The sequence below is a fragment of the Paracoccus aestuarii genome, assembly GCF_028553885.1.
Lineage (GTDB): Bacteria > Pseudomonadota > Alphaproteobacteria > Rhodobacterales > Rhodobacteraceae > Paracoccus > Paracoccus aestuarii.
The window spans coordinates 255,575-267,670 of record NZ_CP067170.1 but is presented as its reverse complement, the minus strand read 5'-3'; the positions used below and the strand labels follow the sequence as shown (position 1 = coordinate 267,670).

The following is a 12,096-nucleotide window of genomic DNA, read 5'->3' as shown; positions in this document are numbered from 1 at the left end:
CCGCATAGCGCGGCCCAAGGCACCCGTTTCCGGTTCCGGACATGCCCCGGATCGGCCCTTCGCCGGGCAATTCCGCCCCATCCGGCCCCATCCTGCCCCTTGGCACCCCTGATCCCGCGAATCGGCACCCCCCATCCCGGAATCGGGCACCCTCCGCCCCGCATCCGGGCACCTCTCGTCCTGTATCGGGGTGCCTGTGTGCCTCTTAACTATTGAAATCTCACGATTCCCGGCTGCCAAAGACTCTAAAGATCAGAAAGGAAAGACAAGCTTTCCGGCGTCTTTTTTCGTTGGATTGAGAGGGTTTCGCCGCGAAACCTCGGCTTTTCGTTCCCTGGGGCGATTTCATGTGCCATAGTTGGCGACAGGCACATCGAACTATGACACATCGCGACAGGACCAAGATGTCAGGCAAAGAGCCGCTTCCCCCCTATTTCAACATCGACCCGGAGCGCGCGTCCAAGCGCCTGTCGGATCCCGTGGGCACAGCCCGATTCGCCAAGGCGGCCAGCTTTGCCGCCCGTGGCCGCCAGGACCTGGCCGAGCGGGGCTATGCCCCCGACGGCCGCAAGCGCCTGCGCCGCTTTTCGACATGGGAGGTGTGCCGCTATCTGATCCCCGTCGCAACGGCCCATTTCCGCCGGGTCCTGCGCAAGCATCCCGACCTGCCCCAAGGAGTGGGCGAAGGCAACTCCAAGTGGTTTTCGCTGGAGGACGTGCTGCGCCTGCGCGACCATTTCGCGACGGAAGGGGCATCGGACCGCGAATACCGCCCGTGGCGCCCCGAGGGCCTGCCGGCCAAGGTCCTCGCGGTGGCGAATTTCAAGGGCGGGGTTGGCAAGACCTCGACCGCGGCGCATCTGGCGATGTCGGCGGCGCTGGACGGCTACAAGGTGCTGGTCGTCGATCTGGACAGCCAAGGCAGCATGACCTCGATCATGGGCGGCCAGGTGGCGGATGAGTGGTCGACCGCCTTCCCGATCCTGGCCAAGGACTATGCCATGGCGTTGCAGGCCGAGAACCGGGTCCGTCAGGCCGCGGGCCAGCCCCCCCTGCCCTTCGACGAGACCCTGACCGAGGCGCTGACCATCTCCACCAGCGACCTGATCCAGCCGACCCACTGGCCGAATATCGACCTGCTGGGCGCGCAGCTGAACCTCTATTGGGCGGAATTCCAGGTCCCGGTCTGGCGGATGGGCCTGCGCGGCTGGCCGCTTTGGGATGCGCTGTCGAACGGGATGGCGCAGGACGGGGTGCTGGACCGCTATGATATCATCATCCTCGATACGCCGCCCGCGCTCGGCTATCTGACGATCAACGCACTGGCCGCTGCCGACATCCTGCTGGTGCCGCTCGGCGCGACCTTCCTCGAATTCGATTCGACGGGACGGTTCTTCGACATGCTCTATTCCACCTTCGCCAGCGTCGAGGAGGGCGAGAACACCGCCCGCCGCCGCGACGGTCTGCCCGAGATGCGCTTCGAATGGGATGCGGTGCGCGCGATCATCACCCGCTTCGACGCCAATCAGCAGACCGATCTGGCCAATGTCATCCAAGCCTATTTCGGTGATTTCATGACCACCTATCGCCAGGAACTGACCGCCATGGTCGGGCAGGCGGGCGAACAGGTGAACGGCATCTACGAGGCCGATTACCGCGAATTCAACCGCGACACCTATGTCCGCGGCCGCGAGACCTTCGACCGCACCTGGGCCGAGGTCAAGGAACTGATCCTGGGCGCCTGGTGGCGCGACCTGCAGATGACCGAGACGGAGGAAGATCATGGTTAAGCGCCGCCGCCTGGAGGCCCCCAGCACCGAGGACCTGTCCCGCATCGAGGCGCAGTTTCGCAGCGAAACCCCCGACCGCGCCCCCGCGGCGCGCGGCATTGCCCCGATCGCGCAGGTCGCCGCCGACAGTGCCGCCCATTACCGGGCCGAGGCCCCCGATGCGCGCGAGGCCCGGGCGCGGCTGGAATCCGATGCGGCCCAGCTGCAGGCTGCCCGCGACGGTGGCTTGCTGATGGTCGAGCTGCCCTTGGATCAGATCGACGAGGACGCGCTGATGCGCGACCGCATGACGATGGGCGAGGCCGAGATGCTGGAGCTGCGGCAATCCATCGCCGCCAACGGGTTGCGCCTGCCGATCGAGGTCTTCGAATTGGAGAGCCCGGGCAGGGCGGGGCAGCGCTATGGCCTGCTGTCGGGCTATCGCCGCCTGATGGCGACGCGCGGCCTGATGGAGCTGACCGGGGCCGAGAAATACGCGACCATCAAGGCGATCATCCGCCCCAGGGCCGATGCCGGCGGCGCCTTCATCGCCATGGTCGAGGAGAACGAGGTTCGCGAGAACCTGTCCCATTTCGAACGCGGCCGCATCGCCGTGATGGTCGCCAATCAGGGCGCCTTTGCCAATACCGAGGAGGCGGTGGACCGGCTCTTTGCCACGGGGTCCAAGGCCAAACGGTCCAAGATCCGGTCCTTTGCCCTGATCTTCGAGGAGCTGGGCGACATGCTGCATTTCCCCGAGGGCCTGACCGAGCGGCGGGGCCTGTTGCTGGCATCGGCCCTGCGGCAGGGGGCGGAATCGCATCTGCGCGATGCCTTGGCCCGCGGCACGCCCGAGGATGCCGATGCCGAATGGGCGATGATCGAACCCGCCATTGCCCGGCTGGACAAGACCCTGCGCGACCCGGCCCGCGGCGGCCGCCCGCGCCGGGCCGCCCCCGCGCCGGGCTGGGTGGACGACCAGACCCTGCGCACCACCAGCGGCATCACCATCCGCCGGTCCCAGGACAGCCGCGGCCATGTCCTGCGGCTGGAGGGCGCGGCCCTAACCTCGGACCTGATGGACAGCCTGATGCTGGAGATCCGCGCCTTGCTGGAGCGCTGAGGTTTCGCCGCGAAACCCCTCGGATGGGCGGGCCTCCGCCCATTCGCAACTGGCAGTTGACAAAATCTGTCAAGAATAGGATGAAGGCCCCGCAAGCCGCCGCGAGCCGATTACCCTGACAGGGCTGGACTTGGACCAGCCCCCGGCTTCGAGGCAGCGATGAACAGCATTTCCCCCGGGCGAGCGACGCCCCGTGACCCGGATTCCTGGGCTGACCTGGTCAGCCTGCGGGCCTTGATCATCAGCGAAATCAGGGAGTTGCGCGGCGGCAGGCCGATCCTGCCCGTCGCGGGTGGCTGGATCGAGGTCAGGGGCAGGGCGATGGCCACGGGCCTTGGGGATTGGGACGCGCTGATCCATCACGGGCCCGGCGGGGGCCGCCCCATCGGCGCGGCCGAGGCCCTGGCCCTGATGCTGGACCGCCTGTCGCGCCAGCATGGCGCGCAGGGCCGGGCCTTGGCGCGCCGGGTGCGCGCCAGCCGCCAGCGCATCGCCGCGATCGCCGCCGCGCGCATGGACCGTCCCGACGGCCCCCCCGATCACCTGACCGCCGAACAGGCCATGATTGCGGGCCATTGGATGCATCCCTGTCCCAAGGCCCTGTCCGGCATGACCCTGCCGGAGGAGCGGGCGATGACCCCCGACTGGCGCGGCGCGCTGCGGCTGCGGCTGCTGTCGGTGGTATCCGATCTGATCGAGGCGACCGCCCCGGATCTGGCGCGCGACCTGCCCGGGATGGATATCGATCCCGGCCCGGGGCGCGGCCTGCTGCCGGTCCATCCGCTGGCCTGGGACCGGGCGCGGCACGATCCGCGCATCGCGGCGCTGATCGCGGCGGGGGCCGTCACCGATCTGGGGCCGATGGGGCCGGGCTGGTGGGCGACATCATCGGTGCGCACGCTCTGGCGGCCCGACAGCCCGTGGCAGCTGAAGACCTCGCTGCCGGTCACCATCACCAATTCGCAGCGCGTGAACCGCCGGCACGAGATGCTGGCCGGTGCCGCGATGGCCGGCAGGGCAGGGGCCCTGTCGGGGCGGTTCGGGCCGCTGCGGCTGGTCGCGGATTCGCATTGGATGACCCTGCGCCTGCCCGGCGGGGCCGCATCGGGGCTGGAGGTGATCCTGCGCGACAATCCGTGGCGGGGCGGGCGGGGCGGTGCCGTCATGCAGCTGGGGGGCTGGTCGCGCCGCCGCTGCCGGGGCGGGCCTCGCTGCTGGCGCAGGTGATGACCGGCCCGCCCGAGGCCTGGTTCCGGGCCTATCTGGATTGTGCCGTGGCGCCCTTGCTGCGGATCTATGACGCGACGGGGATCGCGGTCGAGGCGCATCAGCAGAACGCCCTGCTGGATCTGGAGGGCGGCCTGCCGCGCCGCTGCGACATCCGCGACAATCAGGGGTTCTATGTGGCCGAGGACATGGCGCCCCCGGAATGGCGCGCCATCCCGCAGCTGGTCTATCCCCGCGCCGAGGCCGAGGCCGCCCTGGGCTATGCGCTGATCGTGAACCAGGTCTTTGGCGTGATCCATCGGATGGATCTGGACGGGATCTGGCCCGAGGGCGCGGCGCTGACGGTGCTGGCGCAGCATCTGCGCGGGCTGGCGGCGCTGCCCGGCCATGGCGGCGCCTTGGCCCGGTCCTGGCTGGAGCGTCCGACCTTGCCGGCCAAGGGCAACATGCTGACCCAGCTGGGCGGGGTGGATGAACTGCTGATCCCGGGCGAGCGCGCGCCGATGATCCGCATCGCCAATCCGCTGCCCGCGCGGGCGGCAGCCGGGGCGTTGGCCGATGTCGCCTGAGGAACGCAGCCTGCGCCAGACCGTCGAGGCCTTGGCCTTCGAGCGCATCCTGACCCCGGTGCCGGGCGGCTGGCGGGTGGGCGGGCTGGTGCTGCGCGCACGGTCTTCGCGGCAGGTCACCGGGCGCATCCGGCTGCTGGAGGTGCCGCGCATGGCCGATGGCCGCCCGCTGACGCCCGGGGCGCTGCGGCGGGGCTTGGCGGAGGCGGGGCTGGAACCCGCCGCGCTGATCCGGGCGATGCGGCGGTCGGCGCATTTTCTGCGCCAGGCGGGGCCGGTCGCGCATGACCGCCTGCGCCTGACCGGGCTGGCCTTGGAGGCCGCGCTGATCGAGGGCCATCCCTATCACCCCGGCTTCAAGTCGCGCACCGGGTTCTCGGCCGCCGATAACCGCGCCTATGGCCCGGAGGGCGAGGCGGGGGTCGCACCGGTCTGGCTGCGGGCCGATCCGGGGCTGGTGCATCGGGTCGGCACCGATCCGGCCGAGGGCTGGGCCGCGCCCGGGGCCGTGCCGGTCCATCCCTGGCAATGGGCGCGGCTGCGGGACGATCGGGCGGTGCGGGACTGGCTGGACCGGGGCCGCATCGCGGTGCTGGGGCAGGGGCCGGCGATGCAGGCCACGGCATCGCTGCGGACGCTGGCGCCGCGGGCGGGGGGCGATCATCTGAAGCTGTCGCTCGGGGTGGGGGTGACCTCGTCGCTGCGCGATCTGCCGCCGTGGTCGGTGGCGGTGGCCCCGGCGGTCTCGGACTGGCTGGCGCGGGTGGTGGCGGGCGATCCGCGGCTGGCGGGGCTGCGCATCCTGGCCGAACATGGCGCGGTGATGGTGGCGCCGGGGCGCTTGGGCGGGCGGCTGGCCGCGATCCGGCGCGCGGCGCCGCCGCCCGGCGCGGTGCCGCTGTCGGCGCTGAGCCTCTCGGGACCGGATGGCCGCCCGCTGATCGCGGATTGGCTGGACCGGCATGGGACCGGGCCTTGGGTGGCGCGGCTGGTGGCGGTGCTGGCCCCGGTCTGGCACCTGATGACCCATCACGGCATCGCGCTGGAGGCGCATGGCCAGAACCTGCTGCTGGTCCATCGCGACGGCTGGCCCGAGAGCCTGGTCGCGCGCGATTTCTCCGAAAGCCTGGAATATGTCCCCGACCGGCTGGCCCGGCCGGACCTGGCCCCCGATCTGGAGGCGCTGTGGCCCGCCATGGCGGGGGCCGCCCCGGGCACCCATCACCGCATGGCCCGCCCCGAGGATCTGCGCGATCTGGTGATGGATTGCCTGGTCACGCATCTGCTGTCGGACCTGGCATGGATGCTGCATCGCGACGGGCGCCTGCCCGAAGGGCGGTTCTGGGCGCTGCTGCGGGGGGCCTGGCCGCCCGCAGCAGCTTTGGCCACCCATGCCCCCGAATACCCCGCCGAGCGTCTGGCAGGCCGCCTGCTGGGCCTCTGCGAGCCCCATCCCGTTCCCAACCCCCTGAGAGAGCCGCCCATGACCGCGCATTTCCGCCTGGACGACCAGCTGATCGACCCCGACCGCATCGACCTGCCGCCGCTGGAGGGCGATCCCGACCGGCTGCGCGTCGCGCTGCATCTGCGCGATCCGGCCCGCTGCCTGGCGGCGATCCTGCGGCTGCGCGACCGGGGCGCGACCTGCCATCCGATCCATCCCGAGCTGCCCGCGGATCAGGCGCGCGATCTGGCGCGGCGCAGCGGCTGCGGGCTGTTCCTGGACGAGGGGGGCGTCACCGCCCTGGACGGCGACGTGCCCTGCCTGCCGGGCGGGGGGCTGATCCAGACCAGTTCCGGGACCACGGGCGCGCCGCGCATCGTCATCCGCCCTTGGGCCGAGGTCGCCGGGGAGGTCCGCGCCTATGTCGCGGGGTTCGCGCGGGCGGCGGGGATGACGCCGGTCATCGCGGCGCCGATCACCCATTCCTACGGGCTGATCGCGGGGGTCATGGCGGGGATGGCGCGGGGCCATGTGCCCGTCCTGATCCAGGGGGCCAATCCGCGCCGCATCCTGCGCCAGCTGGGGGCGGTGCCGCGGCCGATCCTCTATGCGGCGCCGCCGCTGCTCCATGCGCTGGCGCGGCTGGCGGGGCCGGGGGGGCTGCATGCGGTGATGTCCTCGGGCACGATCCTGCCGCAGCCCTGGTTCGACGCGCTGCGCGGGTCGGCGCGCCACCTGTTCCAGCAATATGGCTGTTCCGAGGCCGGCTGCCTGTCCATCGCCGAGGATCCCCGGTCGCCCGAGGATATGGGCATCCCCCTGCCGCATCTGCGTATGACGGCGGGGCAGGGGGGTGCGACCGGCCCGGTCCGCGTCATCCTGCCGGATGGGCGGCGGATCGAGACGGGCGATCTGGGCCGGATCCGGGACGGGCGGCTGATCTTTGCGGGCCGGGCGGCCGAGGTGATCGACGTGTCGGGCCTCAATGTCTATCCCGCCCAGATCGAGGCGGCGGCCCTGTCCCTGCCGGGGGTCGAGGATGCGGTGGCCTTCGCGCTGCCCGATCCGTCATCGGGCGAGCGGCCGGGGCTGGCCTATGCGGGCGCGGTGCCCGAGGACCGGCTGGCCGCCCATCTGGCCGCGCATCTGTCGGCCCGGCAATGCCCCGCGCGGCTGTTCCGCATGCCCGCCCTGCCGCGCGGCGCGAACGGCAAGATCGCGCGCCGCGACCTGGCCCGGGCGGTGCTGGCGTGACCGCCGCGTCGGAGGCGCAGGCCGCCATCGCGGCGATCCTGTCCGGGCCGATGGGGCTGGGGCCGGATCTGTCGCCCGATGCGGCGCTCGGCCATGATCTGGGGCTGGATTCGGCGGGGCTGATGACCCTGATGCTGCATCTGGAGGAGGCGGGCCTGCCCATGGGCGAGGATGTCTTTGACCGCGCGCCCGGCCTGACCCTGCGCGGCCTGGCCGAGGCCCTGGCCGGTGCCGCACCCGACCCCGAGCCGGTGGACATCAAGGTCCATTGCGTCGTCAGCTGCTTCTGCCAGGCGCTGAAGGATCGCGGCGGGGTGGATCACCGGCCGCTCTATCTGGGGCTGTGGGACGGGCAGGTGGTGGTCGACGGGGCGATGCGCCTGTCCTATCACGCGCCGGGGATCGATCACGGGTTCTATCGGGACTGGGCGCGGCGGCTGTTCGGGCTGCGGGTGTCGGTCTGGTACGATCCCGCCCGCGACAAGGCCGCGAACCTGGCCCTGCTGGAGGATCTGGTCGCGCGCTGGACGCCGGGCCGCCACATCATGCCGATGATCGACATGGCCCTGCTGCCGCAGCGCGACAACAAGTTCGCCCAGGACCCCTTTCCTCATTACGCGCTGATCCAGCCCACCGCCGATCCCGCGACCTGGCTGATGCGCGACCCCGATTTCCGGTGGGAGGGGCCGCTGCCCGCCGACGACCTGCGCCGCGCCTTCCTGCGCCCCACCGTGGCGGGCGGCATGGCCTTCGGGCTGGAGGGGGTGCATCCCGCCACGCCCGAGGGAATCGAGGCGATGCACCGGGCGGTCTTTGATGCGGATCGGGTGCCGCTGATCGCGGCGCTGCGCGACATCCTGCACGCCCATGACGGGCCGTTGCCGCGCGCCGATCTGGAGATCGCGCTGCGCGAGCTGCCCGTCATCGCGATCCGCAAATATGCCTATGAGCATGCGCTGGCGATCTTTGGCGATATCGAGGGGGCGGACCATGACGCCTTCGAGGAATGCTGCGACCGGATCGCGCGGCTGCATGGCGGGCTGAACGCGGTCCATCGCCGGGCGGTGGCCTTTGCGCGCGGGGGGGACCGGGCCGATCTGGCGCTGGCGCTGGACCGGCTGGCGGATCTGGCCCGTCTGGAACGCGGCATCAAGGCGACGCTGGCCGACTGGTTCGCCCGCTGGCGCGCGGCTCAGAAATCCAGGCCCAGATCCAGCACCGGCGCCGAATGGGTCAGCGCGCCGACCGAGATATAGCCCACCCCCGTCGCCGCCACATGGGCGATGCGGTCCAGCGCCATGTTGCCCGAGGCCTCCAGCACCACGCGGCCTTGGGCCATGGCCACCGCCTGGCGCAGGGTGGGGATGTCCATGTTGTCCAGCAGGACGACATCGGCGCCGCCCTCCTCCAGCACCTCGGCCAGCTGGTCGAGGCGGTCGACCTCGATCTCGACCCGCATCATGTGCGAGGCGCGGGCCTTGATGGCGCGCAGGACCGGGCCGATGCCGCCCGCGGCGGCGATGTGGTTGTCCTTGACCAGGATCGCGTCCGACAGCGAGACCCGGTGGTTGAAGCCGCCGCCATGCAGCACGGCCTGTTTCTCGACCAGGCGCAGGCCGGGCGTGGTCTTGCGGGTGCAGGTGATGCGGGCATCGGTGCCGCGTGTCTCGGCCACGAAGGCTGCGGTCAGGGTGGCGATGCCGCTGAGCCGCCCGGCGAAGTTCAGCGCCACCCGCTCGGCCGAGAGGATCGCGGCGGCGGATCCCTCGATCACCGCCAGCGTGTCGCCCGCCGCGAAGGCCGTGCCGTCGGGGCAGGGCGTGTCGATGCGCAGGGTCGGGTCGATCAGGCGGAAGGCCAGGGCGGCCAGCCCCATGCCCGATGCGGTGCCGGGCCGGCGTGCGCGGATCGCGGCGCGGGCGGTGGTGCCCGCGGGGATCACCGTGCGGGTGGTGATGTCGCCATTGGTTCCCAGATCCTCGGTCAGGGCGGCGCGGATCAGGGGTTCCAGGATCAGGTCGGGCAGAGGGGGGATCATAGGCGCTCCGGCGTGAGGGATGAGGCGTCGCGCAGGGCCAAGGCGCGGTCCAGCGTCAGGCGGCTGCGCGCGGCCTGCGGCAGGGTGTCGGGATGGTCGGTGCGGCAATGCGCGCCCCGGCTTTCGCGGCGCATCAGCGCGGCGGCGCAGATCAGCGTCGCGGTGGCGGTCATGTTGCGCAGGCGCGGGCTGTCGCAGGCGGCCTCGATCGCGGCGATGCGGGTGAGGGCCATGCGCAGGCCCGCATCGTCGCGCAGGACGCCCGCGCCCCCGGTCATCGCGGCGCGCAGATCGGCAATCAGGGTCGGGTCGGGCAGGGGTGTGGGGGCGGGCCGGGGCAGGGCGACTGGCGCCCCCTCGCCCGGGGGTGGGGCCGCGATGATGGCAGCGCGGCGCGGCGGGCGAACACCAAGGCCTCCAGCAACCCGTTCGAGGCCAGCCGGTTCGCGCCGTGCAGCCCGGTCGATGCCGCCTCGCCGCAGGCCCAGAGGCCGGGCAGGCTGCTGCATCCGTCACTGTCGGTGGCGATGCCGCCCATGTGGTAATGCGCGGCGGCGGCGACGGGAATGGGCTGGCGCGTGGGGTCGATGCCCGCGCGGGCGCAGGCGGCGGCCACGGCGGGAAAGCGCGCGGCCAGGTCGGGAATGGCGCGGCAGTCCAGCGCCGGGGAGGCGCAGGCATAGACGCCGCGCGCCACGATGTCGCGCGGGGCCAGATCGGCATCGGGATGCAGGTCGGGCATGAAGCGGCGGCCTTGGGCGTCGATCAGCACCGCGCCCTCGCCGCGCAGGGCCTCGGTCGCCAAGGGGGCGGGATCGGTGCCGGTGGCGATGGCGGTGGGGTGGAACTGGACGAATTCCGCATCCGCGATGACGGCGCCGGCGCGGGCGGCCATACCCATGGCCTCGCCCCGGATGCGCGGCGGGTTCGTCGTCACCGCGTAAAGGCCCCCCGCACCGCCCCCCGCGATCAGGACCGCAGGCGCGCCGAGCGCCACATCCGCCGAACCCGCGGCATGGGCCAGGCGCAGCCCGGCGACCCGGGCCCCGTCGCGGATCAGGCCGGTGGCGACCCAGCCCTCCAGCACCTGGACCGACGGGGTGGCGCGGATCGCCGCCAGCAGAGCGCGCATGATCTCGGCCCCGGCCTGGTCGCCCTTGACGCGGACCACGCGGGCAAAGCTGTGGGCGGCTTCGCGCGACAGGACATAGCCCCCCGCGCCGTCGCGGTCGAAGGGCGCGCCGAGCCGGGTCAGTTCCAGGATATGCGCGCGCGCCTCGCGCGTGACCATCCGGGCGATGGCGGGATCGACCGTGCCCGCCCCCGCCCTCAGCGTGTCGGCGGCATGGCATTCGGCGCTGTCTGGCGCGGCCATCGCCGCCGCCACCCCGCCCTGCGCCCAGGCCGAGCTGGCCCCCTGGCCAAGCGGATCGGGCGAGATCATCAGCACCGGCCGCGGCGCCAGCACCAGCGCCGCATAAAGCGCCCCCAGACCCGCGCCGACGATGACGACCCGGTCGGTCCGCACCGCCGGATCAGCCATCCAGCTGGCGCGACAGGTCGATCATCCGCTGGACCGCCAGGCGCGCGGGCGCGGCGATGGCAGGGTCGACCTCGACCTGGCCGGTCATGGAATGCAGCGACCACAGCACCTTTTCCAGGGTGATCTTCTTCATGTAGGGGCACATGTTGCAGGGGCCCAGGAACTCGACCCCCGGATGGGCGTCGGCGATGTTCGAGGCCATCGAGCATTCGGTGACCAGCATCGCCTTTTCCGGGCGCTCGCGGCCCACATAATCGATGATATGCGCGGTCGAGCCCGCGAAATCGGCCTCGGCCACGACATCGGGGGGGCATTCGGGATGGGCGATGATGCGCAGCCCCGGATGCCAGTCGCGGAAATCGCGCAGGTCCTGGGGGGTGAAGCGTTCATGCACGATGCAGGCGCCGTCCCACCAGACGATGCGTTTCTGCGGCACCTGGGCCGCGACATTCTGGGCCAGCCATTTGTCGGGGGTCATGATGACCGTGTCGCCGGGCATGGCCGCCACGATCCGCGCCGCGTTGGACGAGGTGCAGCAGATGTCGGATGCGGCCTTCACCTCGGCCGTGGTATTGACGTAGCTGACGACCATCGCGCCGGGATAGCGGGCGCGCATCTGGGCCACCCCTTCGGCGGTGATGGATTCCGCCAGCGAGCATCCGGCCTCCATGTCGGGCATCAGCACGGTCTTGGCGGGGTTCAGGATCTTGGAGGTCTCGGCCATGAAATGCACGCCGCATTGCACGATGATGTCGGCATCCGTGCGCGTGGCCTCGATCGCCAGCTGCAGGCTGTCGCCCACCACATCGGCGATGCCGTGAAAGATGTCGGGCGTCATGTAGTTATGCGCCAGCACCACCGCGCCGCGTTCGGCCTTCAGCCGGTTGATCGCGGCGACATAGGGCGCGGCCACGGCCCAGTCCGGAAAGGGCATCACCCGGTCCATGCGCGCATGGATATGGGCCATGTCCCGCGCCAGGTCGACCGACGGCGCCAGGTCGTAATGCAGGGCCAGTTCGGCACGGATATCGGTCAGGTCCAGCATGACGGTCCCATTTCCCCCCAGATGTCGCGTTCGGCGGCGCGCATGACGGTTGCGTGACGCCGCGGCCCCATCCGTTTAGCGGCC

At 71.5% G+C, this 12,096-nt stretch carries 8 protein-coding genes and 1 pseudogene; 6 read left to right on the top strand and 3 right to left on the bottom strand.

Translation table 11 applies throughout. The annotated features are described in order from the left end of the window. Window positions 1-404: 404 nt before the first annotated feature. From JHW48_RS16935 to JHW48_RS16910, 6 genes are all read left to right on the top strand, one after another. Window positions 405-1,790, top strand: a complete 1,386-nt coding sequence (locus JHW48_RS16935; protein WP_119887564.1) for an AAA family ATPase — start codon at window positions 405-407, stop codon at window positions 1,788-1,790. Beyond that, complete coding sequence (locus tag JHW48_RS16930; protein WP_119887565.1) at window positions 1,783-2,892, top strand: ParB/RepB/Spo0J family partition protein; 1,110 nt, start codon at window positions 1,783-1,785, stop codon at window positions 2,890-2,892. The genes JHW48_RS16935 and JHW48_RS16930 overlap by 8 nt, the downstream gene beginning before the upstream one ends. 234 nt (window positions 2,893-3,126) lie before the next feature. Beyond that, entirely contained in the window at window positions 3,127-4,119 is a 993-nt protein-coding gene (locus JHW48_RS16925; RefSeq protein WP_272835877.1) for an IucA/IucC family protein, read from the top strand. Beyond that, window positions 4,119-4,688 (top strand): ferric iron reductase, encoded by a 570-nt coding sequence (locus tag JHW48_RS16920; RefSeq protein WP_272835876.1) that lies wholly within the window; start codon window positions 4,119-4,121, stop codon window positions 4,686-4,688. The genes JHW48_RS16925 and JHW48_RS16920 overlap by 1 nt, the downstream gene beginning before the upstream one ends. Then, entirely contained in the window at window positions 4,678-7,386 is a 2,709-nt protein-coding gene (locus JHW48_RS16915) for an IucA/IucC family protein (protein WP_119887578.1), read from the top strand. Before JHW48_RS16920 ends, JHW48_RS16915 begins: the two co-directional genes overlap by 11 nt. Next, a complete protein-coding gene (locus JHW48_RS16910) occupies window positions 7,383-8,642 on the top strand; it encodes a DUF6005 family protein (RefSeq protein WP_119887577.1) in 1,260 nt (419 codons plus the stop codon). Before JHW48_RS16915 ends, JHW48_RS16910 begins: the two co-directional genes overlap by 4 nt. On the opposite strand, the gene nadC is transcribed toward JHW48_RS16910, so the two are convergent. The 3 genes and pseudogenes from nadC to nadA all read right to left on the bottom strand — a co-directional run bounded on the left by nadC (window position 8,579) and on the right by nadA (window position 12,012). Continuing rightward, window positions 8,579-9,424: a carboxylating nicotinate-nucleotide diphosphorylase gene (gene nadC, locus JHW48_RS16905; RefSeq protein ID WP_119887576.1), complete on the bottom strand. Its 846-nt coding sequence runs from the start codon at window positions 9,422-9,424 to the stop codon at window positions 8,579-8,581. The two genes, JHW48_RS16910 and nadC, sit on opposite strands and share 64 nt — an antisense overlap. Further along, a pseudogene (locus JHW48_RS16900) lies at window positions 9,421-10,967 on the bottom strand (L-aspartate oxidase). The gene nadC and the pseudogene JHW48_RS16900 overlap by 4 nt, the downstream one beginning before the upstream one ends. After that, window positions 10,960-12,012, bottom strand: a complete 1,053-nt coding sequence (gene nadA, locus JHW48_RS16895; RefSeq protein WP_119887574.1) for a quinolinate synthase NadA — start codon at window positions 12,010-12,012, stop codon at window positions 10,960-10,962. The pseudogene JHW48_RS16900 and the gene nadA overlap by 8 nt, the downstream one beginning before the upstream one ends. Window positions 12,013-12,096 lie beyond the last annotated feature (84 nt).